The sequence below is a fragment of the Duganella sp. HH101 genome, assembly GCF_001758795.1.
GTDB lineage: Bacteria > Pseudomonadota > Gammaproteobacteria > Burkholderiales > Burkholderiaceae_D > Rugamonas > Rugamonas rivuli.
In genome coordinates this window covers 21,076-39,314 of the sequence record NZ_LRON01000013.1, presented here as the reverse complement: position 1 = coordinate 39,314, position 18,239 = coordinate 21,076, and the positions used below count along the sequence as shown (strand labels likewise).

The window sequence follows — 18,239 nt, the reverse complement described above, 5'->3', positions numbered from 1 at the left end:
TGTCAAGCTAAATCCACTGCTTATAATGAAGCTTGTTATACACAAGGCTGCAAACACCATGACCACCCATTCCGCCACGTTGCGCGAAGAAATAGAAGAGATGATTGCCGTCGGCGAGCTCAAGCCCGGCCAGCATCTGGACGAAACCGAACTGGCCGCCCGTTTCGGCGTCTCCCGCACGCCGGTGCGCGAGACCTTGATACAGCTGGCGTCCATGGGGCTGGTGGTGATACGGCCGCGGCGCGGCGCCATCGTGGCCGAGCTGGGGCCGCAGCAGTTGGTGGAGATGTTCGAGGTGATGTCGGAGCTGGAGGCGACCTGCGGCCGGCTGGCGGCGCGGCGCATGACGCGCGAAGAGCAGCAGTCGCTGCTGGCGGCGCACCAGGCCTGCCTGGATGCGCGCGATGCGCAGGAGCCGGACGTCTACTACTACAAGAACGAGTTATTCCACGAGGCGATCTACGCCGGCAGCCATAACCAGTTCCTGATCGAGCAGACGCGCAATCTGTACCGCCGCCTGCGGCCTTACCGCCGCCTGCAGTTGCGGGTGCGCGACCGTCTGCACAATTCCTACCATGAGCACGACGGCGTGGTGCAGGCCATCGTCAGTGGCGACGGCGAGCTGGCCGCGCATCTGCTGCGAGAGCACGTGATGATACAGGGGCAGCGTTTCTCGGATTTGATGGCGTCGCTGCCGCAGTTGCGGCAGGGCGCGGCATAGCGCCAGGCGGCTAGGCGGCCGCGCCGCGGACGATGCGTACCGGCTTGGCGGCGCCGGCTTCGGCCTGCTGCGGCAGCATGTCTTGCAGCGTTTGCCGATCCAGCACGGCCAGAAAGGCGCGGGTAGCGTCGTTCAGCGTGTGCTTCAGGGTGCAGTTGGGCGTCAGCGGGCAGGTGTCGTGCTCGCGGTCGAAGCATTCGGCCATGAAGAAGTCGGTCTCCGTCATCCGCACCAGGGCGCCGATGTTGATGTCCTTGGGATCCTTGGCCAGCCGCAGGCCGCCGTTGCGGCCCCGCACCGTCTCCACAAGGCCGGACTGCCCCAGCTGGTACACCACCTTCATCAGGTGGTTCTTCGAGATCGTGTGCATGTCGGCGATGTCTTGGATCGTCACCAGCTGGTCCCGGTGCGCGCACAGGTAGAGCAGGGTACGCAGGGAGTAATCGGTAAATGAGGTGAGGCGCATGGCTGGAGGTCGTCGTTACGGTTCGTCCACTATTCTACATGCTGATCCGGCTTTACTCCATTTGCTGAAGGATGTCGCGCACGCGCAGCAGGGCGACATCGATATCGAGCGTCTCGATGCCGCCGTAGCCGAGGAACAGGCCGTACCTGGGCGGCGTGGAGGCGTAGAAGTTCGACAACGGATACAGGCCGACGTCGGCACGCCGCGCCAGCCGCAGCAGCAGGTCCAGGTCGAGCGGCTTTTTGCACAGCGCCGCCAGGTGGAAGCCGGCGCTCGCCGGCACCAGCTCGAACCACGGCGACAGCGCGTCGGCGAACAGCGCTTGCAGGCGCTGGCGGCGCGTCGCGTAGATGGCGGCGCAGCGGCGGATATGGCGCGACAGGTAGCCGTCGCCGATGAACTTGGCCAGCGCGTGCTGGCTGGCGGTGGCGGTGTGCCAGTCGTTCAGGTGCTTGACCGTCAGGACGGCGTTCAGCACCGCCTCCGGCAGCACCGCATAGCCCAGCCGCAGTTCCGGCAGCATCACCTTGGAGAAGCTGCCGACGAAGGCCACCACGCCGTGCCGGTCCATGCTTTGCAGCGAATCGGTGGGGCGGCCCTCGTAGCGGAACTCGCTGTCGTAGTCGTCCTCGATGATGATGGCGCCGATCTGCAGCGCGCGCGCCAGCAGCGCCTCGCGGCGGGCCACGCTCATCGGCATCCCCAGCGGGAACTGGTGGGCCGGCGTGGTGTAGATCAGCCGCGTGCCTTGCGGGATCTGGTCGACCAGCATGCCCTCGCGGTCGACGCCGATGCCGACGATCTGCGCGCCCTGGCTGGCGAACAGCATGCGGGCAGCCGGATAGCCCGGCTCCTCGACCGCCACCACGCAGCCCGGCTCCAGCAGCACGCGGCCCAGCAGGTCCAGCGCCTGCTGGGCGCCGTTCGTCACCACCACATTGTTGGCGGTGCAGACCACGCCGCGCGCGTAGGCCGCATGGTGGGCGATGGCGGCGCGCAGCTCGGCGATGCCTTCCGCCTGGCGGTACATGCCGCTGCCCTTGACGTCCTGGCGCAGGCCGTGCATTACGCAGCGGCGCCATTCGTCGACCGGGAACAGGCTGGGCGTGATGCAGCCGCCGATGAACTCATAGCGCGAGCGGCCTTCCGGGAACGGATGGCGCAGCGGCGTGTGCATGGCGTCCCAGCGGGCGACGATGGCGGCGCTGGCCAGGTTGCCGGCGGCTTGCCGGCGCGGCCTGGCCTCGGCCGGCGCGCTGACGAAGCTGCCCTTGCCGACCTGGCCCAGCACCAGCCGGTCCTGCGTCAGGCGGGTGTAGACATCGGAGACGGTCTTGCGGGACAGGCCCAGTTGTTCCGCCAGCAGGCGGGTGGGCGGCAGCTGCTGGCCGTCGGCCAGCCTGCCGCTGCGGATCGAATCGCTCAGCTGACGGTACAGCTGCCCGCTCAAATCCTTCCTGCCTTCGATGACGATGTGGAGTTCCATGGTATGTTGGTGCGGCGCCTAACGGACGATACCGGCAGTTTGCCACAGACTGGCATGACACACAGGGGGAAGCATGGATAAGGAAGCCGCACGCCGCCAGTTCGTCAACGAACTCTGGCAACGCTATGAACAATTGCAGCAATGGGCGGAGGAGAGTTGGCCGGACCGGGAGCACCCCTTGTCCAGCGCCGATTTCGTCGAGACCCGCAAGGAGCTGCTGGGCCTGCGCAATCCTGCGCAGGCGCCGGGCCGGCCTGCGTCATCGGCCGCCCAGGGCGACGCCCGCGAACCGGAGCAGGGCGGGGCGCAGTACGTGGATGTGAACCCCACGCCCTGGCCCTGATTGCGTGATTAGTGCGTGACCGGCTTGCCGGTCAAGGCCAGCAGCCAGGCGACCAGGCTGACGACCAGGCTGGCGAGTACGCCCCACGCCAGCTTCAGCGCGCTGTCGAACAGCAGCGGCGCCACCAGGCCGGACACCAGCGCGAACAGCAGCATCTGGATAAAGGACTGCATCGACGACGCCAGCCCGCTGTTGTTCGGGAAGTACTCCAGCGCGATCAGCGACAACGGCGTCATCGCCAGCGCCAGGCCGAAGGAGTAGATAAACAGCGGCATCACGGCGTAAGGCACGGCGGCGACGAAGACGTTGTTGTAGGCGACGTTGATGATGCCGGCCGCGATCATCACCGCAAAGCCCAGCCACACCTGCGTCTTGCGCGCGAACTTGTGGGCGAACTTGCCCGACAGCGCGGAGCCGACCACCATGCCGCTGATCAGCGGCACGAACATCCATGCGAACGCGGTCTCCGGCAGATGCAGGATGTTCATCACGAAGTAGGCGGCCGAGCCGATATACAGCGCCACGCCCGCAAAGCTCATGCCGACCGCGATCGACAGCAGCAGGAAGTGGTGGTGGCACAGCACCTTCCAGTAGTTGGCGGCGATGGCGCCCAGGTGGAAGGGATGGCGGTCCTTGACGGCCAGGCTCTCCGGCAGCGCGCGCTGCACGGCGATGAACATCAGGATGCCGAAGCCGCTCAGGAACCAGAAGATCGAACGCCAGCCGAAGCTCACCTGCAGCCAGCCGCCCAGCACGGGCGCGATGGCCGGCGCCAGGCCGAACACCATCATGATGTGCGACAGGATCTTCTGCGCGGCGGCGCCGGAGAAGCGGTCCTGCACGATGGCGCGGCCGACCACCGAACCGGCGCCGGCCGCCAGGCCCTGCACGATGCGGCAGGCCAGCAGCACGCCGATGGACGGCGCCATCGCGCCGACGATAGAGGCGGCGATGTAGGCCACCAGCGAGACCAGGATCACCGGACGGCGGCCGAAGGAGTCCGACAGCGTGCCGTAGAACAGCATCATGAAGGCGAAGCAGAACAGGAACATGCTCAGCGTCTGCTGGATCAGCATCGGGCTGGCGTCGAAGGTCTGGGCGATGGCCGGGAACGACGGCAGGTAGGTGTCGATCGCCAGCGGCCCGACCATGGAAAGGCCGGCCAGCAGCAGTGTCAGCAAAATATTCATTTGAGGCGTATTGTTCGGTGGAGCCGGCATTTTACGCGATATGCGGTCATCGCATATCCAAGGGCGAAATCATTCCTTCGCCCGCTGCCGGCGGACGATTAAGCTGCGATGATGGGCGATGCTGCCCGCGTTTTTAATTATTCGAGACAATATGACTATCGATACCTATGACGGAACCGGCGTCAAGCCGTCGCACTGGAACCTGGGCAGCGTGATCGAGCAGCTGCGCGTGTCGCGCGAGGCCACGCACAATATCCGCCACCACGGCAAGGTGCGCGAGCTGCCGTCGCGCGAGGCGCTGACGATCATCGTCAACGGCCTGTCGGCGGCGCTGTTCCCCACCCACTACGGCCGTCCCAACCTGACCGACGAGAGCATCGACTACTTCGTCGGCGACACCCTCAACACCACCCTGAACCGGCTGACGGAGCAGGTGCGGCGCGGGCTGCAGTTCTCGCTGGAAGACGCCGTGCCGGACGACGAGGAGCTGACGCGCCAGGCCTACGCCATCACGCGCGAGTTCGCGGCCGGGCTGCCGGGCATACGCGGCCTGCTGGTGTCCGACGTGCAGGCCGCGTTCTCCGGCGATCCGGCGGCGACCTCGGTGGCCGAGATCATGCTGTGCTATCCGGGCACCATCGCCATCCTGTACTACCGGCTGGCGCACAGCCTGCACCGGCTGGGTTCGCCGTTCCTGGCGCGGCTGATCTCGGACATCGGCCATTCGCTGACCGGGATCGACATCCACCCCGGCGCGCAGATCGGCGGCAGCTTCTTCATCGACCACGGCACCGGCGTGGTGATCGGCGAGACGGCCATCATCGGCCAGCGCGTGCGCCTGTACCAGCACGTGACGCTGGGCGCCAAGCGCTTCCCGGCGGACGAGAAGGGCGCCTTGATCAAGGGCGTGCCGCGCCATCCGGTGGTGGAGGACGACGTGGTGATCTACGCCGGCGCCACCATCCTGGGGCGCATCACCATCGGCGCCGGCTCCACCATCGGCGGCAATGTCTGGCTGACGCAGAGCGTGCCGGCGGGGAGCAATGTGTCCCAAGCGCAGATGCGCAACGATTAGGGTATGCTTTTACGCTTGAATGTTCATGGAGTTTTTGAATGACGGATCAATCGAAGTACGTACCACCCAAAGTCTGGACTGCCGCAGCCCCATCGGGCGGCACGTTCGCGAGCATCAACCGCCCGGTGGCGGGCGCCACGCACGACAAGGAACTCCCGGTCGGCAAGCACCCGTTGCAGCTGTATTCGCTGGGCACGCCGAACGGCGTCAAGGTGACGATCATGCTGGAAGAGCTGCTGGCGGCGGGGCATGCCGGCGCCGAATACGATGCTTGGCTCATCCGCATCAACGACGGCGACCAGTTCTCCAGCGGCTTTGTCGATATCAATCCGAATTCGAAGATACCGGCGCTGGTCGACCGCAGCGGCGCGCAGCCGCAGCGTGTGTTCGAATCCGGTTCCATCCTGGTGTATCTGGCGGAGAAATTCGGCGCCTTCCTGCCGAAGGACCTGGCGGCGCGCACCGAGACCTTGAACTGGCTGTTCTGGCAGATGGGTTCCGCGCCGTTCCTGGGCGGCGGCTTCGGCCACTTCTACGCCTATGCGCCGGAAAAAATCGAATACGCGATCAACCGCTATGCGATGGAAGCCAAGCGCCAGCTCGACGTGCTTGATCGCCAACTGGCCGAACACCGCTACGTCGCCGGCGATGAATACACCATCGCCGACATGGCGATCTGGCCGTGGTACGGCGTGCTGGTGCTCGGGAAGATATACGGCGCCGGCGAGTTCCTGTCGGTGCACGAGTACAAGAACGTCAAGCGCTGGGCCGACGACATCGCGGCGCGGCCGGCGGTGATACGCGGCCGCAAGGTCAACCGGACCTTCGGCGAGCCGGACGAGCAGGTGCCGGAGCGGCACAGCGCTTCAGACCTGGATTGATGTCGCGCAGGGGCGGCCGGCGCGTCGCCCCGTTGCAGATGAGAATTCCGCATTGTTGTTGAAAAGCGATATTTTTTTATTATTTAATCTGAAGTGACAGTTGGCGTATATCTGGGTCTCTTTTCTAGTATTTAATACTTGACGTATTAATAACTAGGGAGATGTAACTATGGTAACGCAAGTATGCCTCGACAGGATTGCGCAGCAGCCACCTCCACTTAACCACCAGTGTCCCAGTATCTGCAGCAACGCCGACTTCATCAACGGCACCCATTGCTCGACGCTGGGCATGCCGGTCGATACCCCCTTTCTTACCCTGGACCCGAACGGCGGCGGCCAGGGCGTGCCCGCCTACTGCTATTGCTGTTGTTCCTGCTTCACCGCCGGTACGCCGATCGAGAAAGACCATGGCACCTGGGCCATGGTGCAGGATCTGGAGGCCGGCCAGACCATCCTCGCCGCCGGCGCCGACCTGAAGTGGCAAGCCACCGAGATCAAATTCCGCAACGGCCCGACGTCCAGCGCCGACATCCAGGGCCTGATCCTGATTTTCTATCAGATGCAGGGCGAGACCGCGCCGCGCCAGATCCTGGTGACGCCGGGCCACCTGTTCCTGCTGGCCTCCGACGGCCGCCTGAAGGCGTCGCAATACCTGGCTCCCGGCGACCTGCTGGCGCAGGCGGACGGCGGCTCGGCCAAGGTGGTGCTCGGCATCCTGAACGATCAACCGGTCCCGACCTCGATACACTCGCTGGCGCTGGTCGGCGACTACGACGGCAGCGACCTTGCCGGCCACCTGGTCAACTCGAACGGCATCGTCACCGCTGACTACGAGGTGCAGGTGCATTTCGAAGCCGATGGCGCGGCGCTGGTGGCGCCGCAGCAGCTGCCGCCGGAAATCGGCACGCCCGAGTATGCGGACCTGTACCAGAACCCGGCCGCCATGGCGCTGGCGACGACGGCCTTGCCGTCGGTGTTCGGCGGGGTGACGCATAACCTGGTGACGGTGCCGCACAGCGCCAAGCGCTGGCTCACGCTGGACCAGGCGCGGTATCTGGCGTCGACGGTCAAGTTCCGTTCGCTCGGCGATCCTTCGCCGCGCATCGCGGCGCAGCGCGTGATCGGCTGGGCCAGGACGGTCTACCCCAACCTGAGCTTCCTGGTCGACTGGCGCTGCACCGAGCCCAACGTTTCCGCGTTTGTGTCGGACGGCCAGTCCTTTGTCGTGATCAGCGGCGCGCTCCTGCGGCTGCCCGGCGTGTTCTCCGAGCTGGCGCTGATCGCCCTGACCAGCATGGCCGAGCGTCTCGGCGGCCGCAATTGCGTCTGCGACGCCGACTATCAGGCGGTCGCCTACGTACTGCGCCGCATGGTCACGGATACCGTGTACGTGGGCGTGGTGTCGCGCGGGCTGGAGCAGTTCGCGGCGCTGTGCGGCCTGTTCGGCCCCGAGTCGGCGGCGGACCTCGATCCCTGTGCCAATCCGGGCCTGGCCTGCCGCAAGCAGACCCTGTCGAACGCCTTGAGTTTCTTCGGCGTTCCCGCGTGCGGTGTGCCGCCGCCGACCGGCTTGCGGCTGGAGAAGGCGATACTGTCCACGGCACAGGACGTGCTGAGCGTCACCTTCAGCCTGCCGGTCGAGAAGACTTCCGCGCAGAATGCGGCGAACTATTCGCTGCTGCCGGCGCTGGCCATCACCGCTGCGGCGGTCGATTCGGCCAATCCGGCCCTGGTGCGCCTGAGCGTCAGCGGCGCGGTGGGCGGCGGCAGCATGGTGCTGCTGGTCGAGCGCGTGGTGTCGCAGGACAACCAGCCGCTGGCCGCGGACGGCAGTCACCTGCTGGTCCAGACAGCATAGGAGGGCGCGATGATCCCACCGCTGAAGGCTGTCGCCGCCGCTGGCGACTGGAGTGCTCAGCTCCGCGCGTTTGCCGAGCTGCTGCAAATGGAGGGGCCGCCGCCGGACCCGGTGCTGCGCAGGGCGCTGGCCGACGACCGCTTCGCCTCGACCCTGTTCATGAGCCGGGGCCAGCCGGCGCTGCTGCGCAAGCTGGTGGCGTCGCCGGCCAACGCGGCCTTTGCCGAGGCCGCCGCCGATGCCGTCGCGCCCCCGGTCATGGCGACGGTGGGGCATGCGGTGGCCGCGATGGGGCGCTGGGCCGCCAGCGGCTTTGCGACGCTGAGCGCGGAGCAGGCCGATGCGCGGATGGCGGTGTGCCGCCAGTGCCCGCACTACACGGCGGCGCCGAAAAATATTCTGTACGGACTCACGTTCGATGCGGCGGTCGACATGAATATCTGCTCGGCGTGCGGATGCGTGGCGCGCCGCAAGTCCAAATTGGCGAGCGAGGATTGCCCCAAGGGCTATTGGCCGATAACGCAGATCAAGGAGGCTGACCATGCATAGCATCTCTACCAAACTGGCCGCGCTGGCCGCGGTCTGCTGCATCGCCTGCTCTGCGGCCCACGCCGGCAGGCCGGACCAGCGCAACGCGGTGCTGCCGCCGGCGGCGGCCGGACCGGTGATCGACACCGCGCTGTTCAATGCCGGCGCGGACCCGGTCGTCAGTTCGGCCACGGTGACGCAGATCGAAGTCACCCAGGGCATCCAGGATATCAACCACAGCGTCGGCATCATCTCTGCGCGGCGCACGCTGGTCCGGGTGTTCCTGGATGTGGACACGCCCGCGGGTTACGGGCTCATCAGCGGCAAGCTGCAAGTGAGCACGCCGAACGGCCAGGTGCTGACGCTCGATCCGATTTCATCGGTGTCCGTGCTGTCGCAGTGGAACGGCAAACTGGAGCTGCAGCGCAGCTGGGCCGACCTGGCGCTGACCTTCGAAGTCCCGATGGCCAACATGGTGCCCGGCGCGTTGAGCGCCCAGGTGATCTCCTTGCGCGACATGTTCCAGCAGGGCCAGGCCGTTCCCTGCACCAATTGCGCCGCCACCTCGCGCGCCGTCAACGTGGTCGCCGGCGTTCCCTTCCGGCTGACCGTGATCGGCCTGCAGTACGCCGAAGCCAACGGCACCCAGCACACGCCACGGCAGGTGGACTACGACCGCATCGGTTCCTGGTTCCAGCGCGGCTACCCGATCACCAACCTGGTCTACAACACCAGGGTCGTGGCCGCCACGAATCCGTGGCCGTTCGACTGCGGCCAGGCGAACGCCCAGGTGGCGCAGATCCGCGCGCTGGACGTGAACAACGGCGCCGACCGCCGAACCCACTATTTCGGGCTGGTCGATGACGGCGGCGGCTTCATGCGCGGATGCGCGGCGGTTCCGGGCGCGCCGACGCCGAGCGCGATCGGTTCCGGCCCCACCGGGGCGGCCGACTGGGGCTGGGACTACGATGGTTCCTACGGCGACTGGTACACCGGCCACGAAGTCGGCCACACCTTGGGCCGCATGCACGTGGGCGGCATATGCGGCGAGAGCGGCACCGATCCGAACTATCCGTTCGCCGGAGGGCAGATTGCCGACGCGACGCATCCGTTTGTCGGCTATGACAGGGGCCAGGCCGACCTGGCGCTGCTGCCCCGGCGGGCCGCGCCCGGCAGGGTGTCGCCGTATGCGGCGACGCCGGTCTCGATCTGGAACGATGTGATGAGTTATTGCTCCCGGCAGTGGCTCAGCTCCTATACCTATGAGGCGATCCGCACGCGCATCACGGCGGAAAATGCGCTGCCCGCGGGCCCGGCGCCCGGCGCGGCGCTGCAGCCGGAGTCCGGCCAGGCCTTGAAGACCGGCAGCCAGCTGTTCGTCGTGGCCCGCCTGGACAAGGGCTGGTCGAGCGGCGCCATCGCCAGCATTTCACCGGTAACGCTGGCGGAAGCCGGCGCTTCGGCGGTGGCGGGCGCGCCGGAAGTCGTCACCTTGGACGCCAACGGCGCGGTGATCGGCCGCACGCCGGTGCAGGTGTTCTATCTTGAGGATAGCGGCGACGAGGGACCGCGCCGCGCCGGCTTGATCACGGCCGCGGTGCCGTCGTCGGCCGCGGTAAAAGGATTGCGCATCGAAGTCGACGGCAAGGCGATCGCCGTGCTGCAGGCGAAGACGCAGGGGCCGCGGCTGAAACTGGCTGCCGCCACCATGAGCCCGGCCGCTGCGGCGCTGAAGACCGCTGCGCCGGCTTCAGTCGTGTTGCGCTGGAACGGCGCCCATCCGCAGGGGCAGGCGCTGACCTACTCGGTGCTGTTGAGCGGCGATAGCGGCCGCACATGGCGCACCTATGCGGTGGGACTGCCGAAGCCGGAACTGCGCCTGCCGGCGGACGTGGCGGTGGAGCTGGGCGCCAAGGCCCAGCCCCTGAGGTACCGCATCATCGCCAGCGACGGCTTCAACACCACGCAGGCTGATGGAACGCTGAAACACTGAAGCCGGCGGCGCTGCTGCCGCTTACTTGCCCGGCTTGGCCGCGCCGGCCGCTTCCAGCGCCAGCTGGTCTTCGGTCTTCGAGTAGTCGGGGAAGTATTTATTGGTCACAGCCAGGAACTCGCGCGAACGATAGGCGGCCGCGAGATCCTTGGCGAACTGCTTGTCCTTGTCGGCGCTGCGGATCGCCACCAGGTTGATGTAGTTGGCCGAGATCTTCTCGGTCAACAGCGCCTCTTTCAGCTTCATGCCCGCCGCCAGCGCGTAGTTGCCGTTGACGAAGGAGTAGTCGGTGTCCTGCAGCGAGCGCGGCAGCTGCGCCGCTTCCAGCGAGATCAGTTTGATCTTCTTGACGTTGACGGCGATGTCGCGCTCCGACGCCTTGACCGGATCGAACTTGTCGCGCAGCTTGATCCAGCCCAGCTGGTCCAGCAGCACCAGCGCGCGCGCCTGGTTGGTCGGGTCGTTCGGCATGGCGACGGTGGCGCCTTCCTTCACTTCGGTCAGGGCCTTGTGCTTCTTGCTGTAGATGGCGATCGGCGCGGTCGGGATCTTCACCAGGTCGGCCAGCGGCAGCTTGTTCTTGGCCGCGAACTCATTCAGATAAACGATATGCTGGAACACGTTGGCGTCCAGCGAACCTTCGGCCAGCGCGAAGTTCGGCTGGATGTAGTCGTTGAACTCCACCAGCTTGATCTTGTACCCCTGCTTTTCCAGGATGGGCTTGATGCCCAGCTTGATCTGGTCCGCGTACGGGCCGGCGCTGGTGCCGATCACCAGTTCCTTCGGATCCTTGGCGTAGCTCGGGGCGGCGATGCCGAGGGCGAGGGCCAGTGCGGCCAGCAGCAGGTTGCGGCGAGGTGCTTGCATGAATAGTCCTTTAGTTAGCGTTTGTCGAGGCGTTTGGCGATGCGGTTGCCGGTGAACTGGATCAGTTGCACCATGGCGATCAGGATGGCGACGGTGGCGACCATGATGTCGGTCTCGAAGCGGTAGTAGCCGTAGCGGATGGCGAGGTCGCCGATGCCGCCGCCGCCCACCACGCCGGCCACGGCGGAGTAGGACAGGAAGCTGATCGACAGCACCGTCAGCGCCAGCACCAGGCCGGAGCGGGCCTCCACCAGCAGCACGCGCAGCACGATCTGCAGTTCCGAGGCGCCGATGGCGTGGGCGGCTTCGATCACGCCGCGCGGCACTTCACGCAGGTTCTGTTCGACCATGCGGGCGAAGTAGGGCACGGCCGCGAACGACAGCGGCACGGCGGCCGCCAGCGGGCCGATCGAGGTGCCGGCGATGATGCGGGTGAACGGCACCAGCGCCACCAGCAGGATGATGAACGGGAAGGAGCGCACCGTGTTCACCAGCCAGCCCAGCACCAGCGCGGCGGGGCGGTTTTGCAGCGACTGGCCGTCGGCCACCAGGAACAGCAGGATGCCCAGCGGGCCGCCAAGCACCACGGCGGCGGTCAGGCCGATGCCGAGCATGGTCAGGGTTTGGCCGAGCGCGGTCCACATCTCCGGCAGCATGGCGAGGATGGCGTCGAGGGAGGCGAGGTATTCAGACATAGGCGGCCTCCGTGTTGGCGTTGCTTGAAGTGGAACGGGCGGCCAGGATGCTGGCGGCGCCGTGCTGCGCCAGTTCGCGGCCCAGCGCGGTCTTGCGCGGTTCGGCCAGGCTGGCGGCGTCGTCGAGCGCGAACTGTTCGGCGATGGCGCCGTCTTCGATCACGGCCACGCGGTTGCAGATCTCGCCCAGCACCGACAGCTCATGGCTGACGATGACGATGGTGACGTTGAGGCGGCGGTTGATGTCGCGCAGCGTGGCCAGCAGCGCGCGCGTGGTCTCGGCGTCCAGCGCGGAGGTCGGTTCGTCGCACAGCAGCACGGCCGGGCCGCTGGCCAGCGCGCGGGCGATGGCGACGCGCTGCTTCTGGCCGCCGGACAGCTGGGCCGGGTAGCTGGCGGTCTTGCCGCCCAATTCCACCAGTTCCAGGCATTCGTTGACGCGCGCGGTGATCTGCGCCGCCGTCAGGCCGCCGTGTATGCGCAGCGGGAAGGCGACGTTGTCGAACACGGTGGCGTTTTGCAGCAGGTTGAACTGCTGGAAGATCATGCCGATATTGCGGCGCGCATCGCGCAGATCGCGTTTCGACAGCGCGGTCAGCTCGCGGCCGTCGACGAAGACGGCGCCGCTGTCGGGCTGCTCCAGCAGGTTGAACAGGCGCAGCAGCGTGGATTTGCCGGCGCCGCTCTTGCCGATCAGGCCAAAGATATCGCCTTGGTCGACTTCCAGCGATACGTCGCGCACCGCGTGGAAGTGGCCGCCGTCCGGCAGCGCAAAGGTTTTGCTCGCATGGGTAATTCGAATCAGGGGTGTAGTCATGGGGAATCAGCTTGGGAGATGCAGTAGTGCAAGTATCTCATCGGCCCTTCATGCGGCAAACGACTATTTTTTCCTTTCTATATATCAAAATCCTATAAAGAAGAAAGTGCATATCAAAACGTAAAACTATTCGTTTTGATTTTGTTGCCGCGGAATTAATCTGGCCGGCATGAATACTCGTGGAGCCGGCAATGGGAAATGTTAAGCATCGTGCAACCGCAGGCGCCGATCCGGCGCTGATCGAAATGGCGCGCAGTTACGGCCTGTCGGGATGGCCGCTGTTTCGCGACGTGACCTTGCCGGCGGCGCTGCCGTCGATCCTGCGGTCCGTGCGCATCGGGCTCGGCCTGGCGTGGCTGCTGCTGATCGTTGCCGAGGCTGTCTCTGCGCCATCCTGGACGCCCATTCTGCTGTACCTCCTGCTGTACGTCCTGCTGGGCGGCGCGGCCGATCTGCTGGTGCGCGCGACGGCACGGCATTTCCTGCGCTGGCATCCCTCTTACCGTTAAGAATGGAGTAAACCGTATGTATATTTCGACCGCCTTGTTCGACATCGACGATACGATACGCCGCCCGCTGCGGCCGGCGCCGCCGCTCAAGCGGCAGGGCGTGGCGCTGGCGCTGGAAGACGTCAGCGTGGCGTTCGGCGCCCGTCCGGTGCTGGACGAACTGCGGCTGTCGCTGCGCGCCGGCGAATTCGTCGCCGTGCTGGGACGCAGCGGCTGCGGCAAGACCACGCTGCTGCGCACCATCGCGGGACTGGACGGCGCTGTTGCCGGCAGCATCGCGGTGGGCAACGGCACGCTGGACCCCTGCGTCCGCATCCTGTTCCAGGAGCCAAGGCTGCTGCCGTGGAAGTCGGTGCTGGAGAATGTGGCGATCGGCAAGCCGCGCTCGCTGAACGCTGCTGCGGCCACGCTGCACGTCGTCGGCCTGGGCGGCCGCGCCGACGACTGGCCGGCGCAGTTGTCGGACGGCCAGCGGCAGCGGGCCGCGCTGGCGCGCGCGCTGCTGCACGAGCCGCAGTTGCTGTTGCTGGACGAACCGTTGTCCGCACTCGATGAGGAGGGCCGCGCCGAGATGCGGCAGTTGATCGAAGCGCTGTGGCAATCGCGCGGCTTCACCGCCGTGCTGGCCACGCACGATGTGCACGAAGCGCTGGCGCTGGCTGACCGCGTGGTGGTGATCGAGCGCGGCCGCATCGCGCTGGACGTGCAGGTGGACCTGCCGCGCCCGCGCGTGCGCAGCAGCGCGGCGTTTGCCTCGCTGGAACAACGCTTGCAGCAGCGCATCCTGCAACCGCCGGCGACGCTCGCCGCGGCGGCCTGATATTCCCTCGGCCTTTAGGCAGATGCCCATCCGATCGCCGCTGCTCTATCATCGCCATATGAGCAGCCGGTTTTATGATCGATTTTATCGATAGTAAAGCGGTAAATATTTCGTTTTACAACGGTAGATGTGGCGAGCATAATCGCTTCACTCGTAGACATGCACCGGGCGGGCGCCAGCTAGCCGGGTCGAGTTCTTACATATTGTTCCCACATCCTGGAGTCTTACAAATGAAAAAAATCTTTGCCCTGTTGGTTGCCGCCGGTATCTCGCTGTCCGCCTTCGCCGCACCGGAGAATTTCACCTCCGACGCGAACCACACCTTCGCCCGTTTTGAGTACAGCCACTTCGGCTACTCGACCCAGCAGAGCCGCTTCAACAACACGACCGCCAAGATCGTGCTGGACCGCGCCGCCAAGACCGGCTCGGTGGAAGCGACCATCGACACCAAATCGGTGGACACCGGTTCGAAACTGTTCGACGGCCACATCCAGGGCGAAGACTTCCTCGATACCGCCAAGTTCCCGACCATCACCTACAAGTCGACCAAGTTCAACTTCGATGGCGACAAGCTGGCTTCGATCGACGGCAACCTGACCATCAAGGGCGTGACCAAACCAGTCAAGCTGACCGTGACCCACCTGCAGTGCATGGATCACCCGATGCTGAAGAAACTGGCTTGCGGCGCCAACGCCACCGCGACCATCAAGCGTACCGAATTCAACGCCGGTAAATACGCACCTTACGTCGGCGACGACGTGACCCTGACTTTCGCAGTCGAATCCATCAAGGACTAAGCGGACTGGGCCCGGCTCAATTCCCTGGTCTCTGATGTGGGCCGGCGCGGTGCATGCATCGCGCCGGCCCGATTTTTTTTAGGAGCAGTAGACAATGAGAATGAAGCAGCTCGCACTCGCGGCCGCATGGGCCTGCGCCGGTCTCGCGCAGGCCGCGCCGGACCTCATCATCAGCAACGGCAAGATCGCCACGATGAGCAAGGAGGGCGAGTTCGCCCAGGCCATCGCCATCAAGGACGGCAAGGTCCAGGCCGTCGGCAGCAATGCCCGCATACTCAAACTCAAAGCGGCCGGCACCCGGCTGATCGATGCCGGCGGCAAGACCGTCATCCCCGGCCTCAACGACTCCCACCTGCACATCATCCGCGAAGGCTTGAACTACAACGCCGAGCTGCGCTGGGATGGCGTGACCTCGCTGAAGACGGCGCTGCAAATGCTCAAGGAGCAGGCGGCGCGCACGCCGGAGGGCGCGTGGGTCAAGGTGGTCGGCGGCTGGAACGAATTCCAGTTCGAAGAAAAACGCCTGCCGACGCTGGCGGAAATCAATGAGGCGGTGCCGGACAAGCCGGTGTTCCTGCTCTACCTGTACGGCCTGGGCTTCCTCAACCAGAAGGGCATCGCCACGCTGGGCTACGACGCCAGCACCCGCTTCAAGGATGGCGAGGTGCAGCTGGGCGCGGACGGCAAGCCGACCGGCCTGCTGATCGCCAAGCCGAACGCGATGATCCTCTACACCACGCTGGGCAAGACCACGGTGCTGCCGCGCGCGCAGCAGCTCAATTCCACGCAGCAGTACTACACCGAACTGAACCGTCTGGGCCTGACCAGCGCCATCGACGCCGGCGGCGGCGGGCAGGCGTATCCGGACGATTACGCGGTCAGCCTGGAGCTGGCCAGGAGCGGCAAGCTGACGGTGCGCACCTCCTACTACCTGTTCGCGCAAAAGCCGGGCAAGGAGCTGGAGGATTACCAGCGCTGGCTGGGCATGGCCAAGCCCGACCATAACGACCACCTGTTCTACGCCAACGGCTACAACACCGAGGGCGGCGGCGAGAACCTGGTGTGGAGCGCGGCCGACTTCGAGAACTTCCTCGAGCCGCGCCCGGACATGCCGCCGCAGATGGAGAGCGAACTGGAGCCCGTGCTGCGCCTGCTGATCAAGAACCGCTGGCCGTTCCGCATCCACGCCACCTACGACGAGAGCATAGACCGCGACCTGGCCGTCATCGAGAAGGTCAACCAGGACACGCCGCTGAACGGCCTGCGCTGGTTCTTCGACCATGCCGAGACCATCAGCGACAAGCAGCTGGCGCGCGTGAAGGCGCTGGGCGGCGGCATCGCGGTGCAGAACCGCATGTACTTCCAGGGCGAGCTGTACTGGAAGCAGTACGGCGCGCAAACCCGCCAGATGCCGCCGATTAAAAAAATGCTGGAGATGAAAATCCCGGTCGGCTTGGGCACGGACGGCACGCGCGTCAGCAGCTACGGCCCGTGGCCGTCGATCTACTGGGCGGTGACGGGCAAGACTGCGGGCGGGCTCAGCGTGTGGCAGCCCAAGGATGTGCTGAGCCGCTACCAGGCGCTCAAGCTGATGACGCAGGGCAGCGCGTGGATGAGCGGCGAGGAAAAGCTCAAGGGCACGCTGGCCCCCGGCCAGTACGCGGATCTGGCGATACTGCCGCAGGATTATTTCTCGATGGCGGCCGAGCAGATCAAGAACCTGGAAAGCAGCCTGACCATCGTCAACGGCAAGGTGGTGTATGCGGCGCGCGAGTTCCAGCAGTACGCGCCGGCCCTGCCTGAGGTGGAGCCGGACTGGAGCCCCGTGAAATACTACGGCGGCTACCAGAACCCCGCACAGCGATGAACCGTTGGGGTCGGACCCCGCATGGGGTCCGACCCCGCTGTGCCGGGTTTCAGACCAGCTGGAACCAGCCCACCACAGCGCCCGCAGCCAGCAGCCACAGCAAGTGGATGCGGGTGCGCCAGATCACCAGGCCGGCCGCCACCGACAGCGTCCACAAGGGCCAGTCGGTGGCCCAGCTGTGGTGCGCGCTGCCGAGGATGATCCCGACCGACACCATCAGCCCGACCACCACCGGCGCCATGCCCTGCTTGAAGGCGCGCACGCCCAGCAGCTCGCGGTTCTGATGGCCCCAGCGCGCCGCCAGGTAGGTCAGCGTGGTACTCGGCAGCATGATGCCTATCATCGTCACCAGCACGCCGGCCAGCGCCGCCGTGTAGCTGCCCGCGTTGAGGCCCACATTCCAACCCATCAGCGCCACGAACAGCACGTTCGGACCCGGCGCGGCCTGGGCGATGGCGATCGAATCGTTGAACTGCGATTGCGTCAGCCAATGGTGCTCCTCGACCAGGAAGCGATGCATCTCGGACGTGGTGGAAATCGCGCCGCCTATCGACATCAGCGACAGCAGCAGGTAGTGGCCGAACAGGTTGAGCCAGTCGGACAGGCTCAGCACGAGATGCAGCGGGGCGTCGTTCATGGCTGGCCTCCCTTCAGCTTGCGGTAGGTGAGCGTGACGCCGACGCTGCCCAGGATCAGCAGGGTGTAGGCCAGCGGCAGGTGCAGCAGCACCACGAACACCACGCACAGCAGCGCGATGGCGCCGGTCAGCCACATCGGCAGCGGATGTTTGCCGAGCGCGGATGCGAGCTTGAGGCCGGTCGCGGCGATCATGCCGGCCGACACCGCCGCCATGCCGCGCAAGGCGCCGGCCACGCCGGGATGGTGGGCGTAGTGCGAGTGCAGCACGGCCAGCACCAGCACCACCAGCAGCGGCACGGTCAGCATGCCGGCCAGCGCCACCAGGCCGCCGCGCAAGCCGTAGTAGCGGCTGCCGATCATCAGCGCCAGGTTGACCACGTTGGGGCCGGGCATGATCTGCGCGACCGCCCATTCCTCGATGAATTCTTCCTGAGTCAGCCAGCGCTTGCGCTCGACCATCTCGCGTTGCACGACCGCCAGCACACCGCCAAAACCTTGCAGCGCCAAAATGGTGAAGGACAGGAATAGATCGAATTGGGAAGAGGGGCGGGAGCGGGGCAGATCGGAAGTCATGCACTATTATCGCGCAGAAACGCTTTAAATACAGAAATGATAGGAAGCTGACATTGACTTTGGCCGAGGCTCGCCGATACTCCTTTAGCATGTCGCAGATCAGGGTTTATACGA

19 protein-coding genes are annotated in these 18,239 nt (G+C 65.7%); 11 read left to right on the top strand and 8 right to left on the bottom strand.

The window, feature by feature from the left end:
* Positions 1-58 precede the first annotated feature (58 nt).
* Complete coding sequence (locus tag DUGA2_RS20145) at positions 59-721, top strand: GntR family transcriptional regulator (RefSeq protein WP_008449589.1); 663 nt, start codon at positions 59-61, stop codon at positions 719-721.
* A gap of 10 nt (positions 722-731) precedes the next feature.
* Here the strand turns inward: DUGA2_RS20145 and DUGA2_RS20140 are convergent, their stop codons facing one another.
* Entirely contained in the window at positions 732-1,187 is a 456-nt protein-coding gene (locus DUGA2_RS20140; RefSeq protein WP_070271272.1) for an Rrf2 family transcriptional regulator, read from the bottom strand.
* 52 nt (positions 1,188-1,239) lie between these two features.
* A complete protein-coding gene (locus DUGA2_RS20135) occupies positions 1,240-2,673 on the bottom strand; it encodes a PLP-dependent aminotransferase family protein (RefSeq protein WP_070271271.1) in 1,434 nt (477 codons plus the stop codon).
* Between the two features lie 73 nt (positions 2,674-2,746).
* Between DUGA2_RS20135 and DUGA2_RS20130 the strand changes: the two genes are divergently transcribed.
* Entirely contained in the window at positions 2,747-3,016 is a 270-nt protein-coding gene (locus DUGA2_RS20130; protein WP_070271270.1) for a hypothetical protein, read from the top strand.
* Positions 3,017-3,024: 8 nt separating this feature from the next.
* Here DUGA2_RS20130 and DUGA2_RS20125 read toward each other — a convergent pair whose 3' ends face one another.
* Positions 3,025-4,206 (bottom strand): multidrug effflux MFS transporter, encoded by a 1,182-nt coding sequence (locus DUGA2_RS20125; protein ID WP_070271269.1) that lies wholly within the window; start codon positions 4,204-4,206, stop codon positions 3,025-3,027.
* A 151-nt stretch (positions 4,207-4,357) separates the two neighbouring features.
* On the opposite strand from DUGA2_RS20125, the gene epsC reads away from it, so the two are divergent.
* The 5 genes from epsC to DUGA2_RS20100 all read left to right on the top strand — a co-directional run bounded on the left by epsC (position 4,358) and on the right by DUGA2_RS20100 (position 10,541).
* Positions 4,358-5,281 (top strand): serine O-acetyltransferase EpsC, encoded by a 924-nt coding sequence (gene epsC / locus DUGA2_RS20120; RefSeq protein WP_070271268.1) that lies wholly within the window; start codon positions 4,358-4,360, stop codon positions 5,279-5,281.
* A 38-nt stretch (positions 5,282-5,319) separates the two neighbouring features.
* Entirely contained in the window at positions 5,320-6,162 is an 843-nt protein-coding gene (gene yghU / locus DUGA2_RS20115; RefSeq protein ID WP_070271267.1) for a glutathione-dependent disulfide-bond oxidoreductase, read from the top strand.
* Between the two features lie 169 nt (positions 6,163-6,331).
* Positions 6,332-8,020 carry a hypothetical protein gene (locus DUGA2_RS20110; protein ID WP_141753324.1) on the top strand — a complete coding sequence of 563 codons (1,689 nt, stop codon included), beginning with the start codon at positions 6,332-6,334 and terminating at the stop codon, positions 8,018-8,020.
* A 9-nt stretch (positions 8,021-8,029) separates the two neighbouring features.
* Complete coding sequence (locus tag DUGA2_RS20105; protein ID WP_070271265.1) at positions 8,030-8,569, top strand: hypothetical protein; 540 nt, start codon at positions 8,030-8,032, stop codon at positions 8,567-8,569.
* A complete protein-coding gene (locus tag DUGA2_RS20100; RefSeq protein WP_070271264.1) occupies positions 8,562-10,541 on the top strand; it encodes a hypothetical protein in 1,980 nt (659 codons plus the stop codon). The genes DUGA2_RS20105 and DUGA2_RS20100 overlap by 8 nt, the downstream gene beginning before the upstream one ends.
* Positions 10,542-10,562: 21 nt before the next feature.
* On the opposite strand, the gene DUGA2_RS20095 is transcribed toward DUGA2_RS20100, so the two are convergent.
* Genes DUGA2_RS20095 through DUGA2_RS20085 form a run of 3 tightly spaced genes read right to left on the bottom strand, consistent with a single transcriptional unit; the run spans position 10,563 to position 12,920 of the window.
* Entirely contained in the window at positions 10,563-11,408 is an 846-nt protein-coding gene (locus DUGA2_RS20095; RefSeq protein WP_070271263.1) for a MetQ/NlpA family ABC transporter substrate-binding protein, read from the bottom strand.
* 14 nt (positions 11,409-11,422) lie between these two features.
* Complete coding sequence (locus DUGA2_RS20090; protein ID WP_008449578.1) at positions 11,423-12,103, bottom strand: methionine ABC transporter permease; 681 nt, start codon at positions 12,101-12,103, stop codon at positions 11,423-11,425.
* Positions 12,096-12,920, bottom strand: a complete 825-nt coding sequence (locus DUGA2_RS20085) for a methionine ABC transporter ATP-binding protein (RefSeq protein ID WP_070271262.1) — start codon at positions 12,918-12,920, stop codon at positions 12,096-12,098. Before DUGA2_RS20085 ends, DUGA2_RS20090 begins: the two co-directional genes overlap by 8 nt.
* 191 nt (positions 12,921-13,111) lie before the next feature.
* Between DUGA2_RS20085 and DUGA2_RS20080 the strand changes: the two genes are divergently transcribed.
* The 4 genes from DUGA2_RS20080 (at position 13,112) to DUGA2_RS20065 (ending at position 16,913) form a co-directional block, all read left to right on the top strand.
* Positions 13,112-13,429, top strand: a complete 318-nt coding sequence (locus DUGA2_RS20080) for an ABC transporter permease subunit (RefSeq protein ID WP_070271261.1) — start codon at positions 13,112-13,114, stop codon at positions 13,427-13,429.
* A gap of 16 nt (positions 13,430-13,445) precedes the next feature.
* Positions 13,446-14,249, top strand: a complete 804-nt coding sequence (locus DUGA2_RS20075) for an ATP-binding cassette domain-containing protein (RefSeq protein WP_070271260.1) — start codon at positions 13,446-13,448, stop codon at positions 14,247-14,249.
* Between the two features lie 230 nt (positions 14,250-14,479).
* Positions 14,480-15,046: a YceI family protein gene (locus tag DUGA2_RS20070; protein WP_008449570.1), complete on the top strand. Its 567-nt coding sequence runs from the start codon at positions 14,480-14,482 to the stop codon at positions 15,044-15,046.
* Between the two features lie 100 nt (positions 15,047-15,146).
* Complete coding sequence (locus DUGA2_RS20065; protein WP_070271259.1) at positions 15,147-16,913, top strand: amidohydrolase; 1,767 nt, start codon at positions 15,147-15,149, stop codon at positions 16,911-16,913.
* Between the two features lie 49 nt (positions 16,914-16,962).
* Here DUGA2_RS20065 and DUGA2_RS20060 read toward each other — a convergent pair whose 3' ends face one another.
* Complete coding sequence (locus DUGA2_RS20060; protein ID WP_070271258.1) at positions 16,963-17,550, bottom strand: chromate transporter; 588 nt, start codon at positions 17,548-17,550, stop codon at positions 16,963-16,965.
* Positions 17,547-18,125, bottom strand: coding sequence for a chromate transporter (locus tag DUGA2_RS20055; RefSeq protein ID WP_070271257.1), 579 nt, complete (start codon positions 18,123-18,125; stop codon positions 17,547-17,549). The genes DUGA2_RS20060 and DUGA2_RS20055 overlap by 4 nt, the downstream gene beginning before the upstream one ends.
* Between the last annotated feature and the right edge of the window lie 114 nt (positions 18,126-18,239).

Excerpts from the sequence above, each read along its gene's own strand:
- DUGA2_RS20145 (WP_008449589.1), top strand. The coding sequence starts at position 59 with ATGACCACCCATTCCGCCACGTTGCGCGAAGAAATAGAAGAGATGATT.
- DUGA2_RS20140 (WP_070271272.1), bottom strand. The coding sequence starts at position 1,187 with ATGCGCCTCACCTCATTTACCGATTACTCCCTGCGTACCCTGCTCTAC.
- DUGA2_RS20135 (WP_070271271.1), bottom strand. The coding sequence starts at position 2,673 with ATGGAACTCCACATCGTCATCGAAGGCAGGAAGGATTTGAGCGGGCAG.
- DUGA2_RS20130 (WP_070271270.1), top strand. The coding sequence starts at position 2,747 with ATGGATAAGGAAGCCGCACGCCGCCAGTTCGTCAACGAACTCTGGCAA.
- DUGA2_RS20125 (WP_070271269.1), bottom strand. The coding sequence starts at position 4,206 with ATGAATATTTTGCTGACACTGCTGCTGGCCGGCCTTTCCATGGTCGGG.
- epsC (WP_070271268.1), top strand. The coding sequence starts at position 4,358 with ATGACTATCGATACCTATGACGGAACCGGCGTCAAGCCGTCGCACTGG.
- yghU (WP_070271267.1), top strand. The coding sequence starts at position 5,320 with ATGACGGATCAATCGAAGTACGTACCACCCAAAGTCTGGACTGCCGCA.
- DUGA2_RS20110 (WP_141753324.1), top strand. The coding sequence starts at position 6,332 with ATGGTAACGCAAGTATGCCTCGACAGGATTGCGCAGCAGCCACCTCCA.
- DUGA2_RS20105 (WP_070271265.1), top strand. The coding sequence starts at position 8,030 with ATGATCCCACCGCTGAAGGCTGTCGCCGCCGCTGGCGACTGGAGTGCT.
- DUGA2_RS20100 (WP_070271264.1), top strand. The coding sequence starts at position 8,562 with ATGCATAGCATCTCTACCAAACTGGCCGCGCTGGCCGCGGTCTGCTGC.
- DUGA2_RS20095 (WP_070271263.1), bottom strand. The coding sequence starts at position 11,408 with ATGCAAGCACCTCGCCGCAACCTGCTGCTGGCCGCACTGGCCCTCGCC.
- DUGA2_RS20090 (WP_008449578.1), bottom strand. The coding sequence starts at position 12,103 with ATGTCTGAATACCTCGCCTCCCTCGACGCCATCCTCGCCATGCTGCCG.
- DUGA2_RS20085 (WP_070271262.1), bottom strand. The coding sequence starts at position 12,920 with ATGACTACACCCCTGATTCGAATTACCCATGCGAGCAAAACCTTTGCG.
- DUGA2_RS20080 (WP_070271261.1), top strand. The coding sequence starts at position 13,112 with ATGGGAAATGTTAAGCATCGTGCAACCGCAGGCGCCGATCCGGCGCTG.
- DUGA2_RS20075 (WP_070271260.1), top strand. The coding sequence starts at position 13,446 with ATGTATATTTCGACCGCCTTGTTCGACATCGACGATACGATACGCCGC.
- DUGA2_RS20070 (WP_008449570.1), top strand. The coding sequence starts at position 14,480 with ATGAAAAAAATCTTTGCCCTGTTGGTTGCCGCCGGTATCTCGCTGTCC.
- DUGA2_RS20065 (WP_070271259.1), top strand. The coding sequence starts at position 15,147 with ATGAAGCAGCTCGCACTCGCGGCCGCATGGGCCTGCGCCGGTCTCGCG.
- DUGA2_RS20060 (WP_070271258.1), bottom strand. The coding sequence starts at position 17,550 with ATGAACGACGCCCCGCTGCATCTCGTGCTGAGCCTGTCCGACTGGCTC.
- DUGA2_RS20055 (WP_070271257.1), bottom strand. The coding sequence starts at position 18,125 with ATGACTTCCGATCTGCCCCGCTCCCGCCCCTCTTCCCAATTCGATCTA.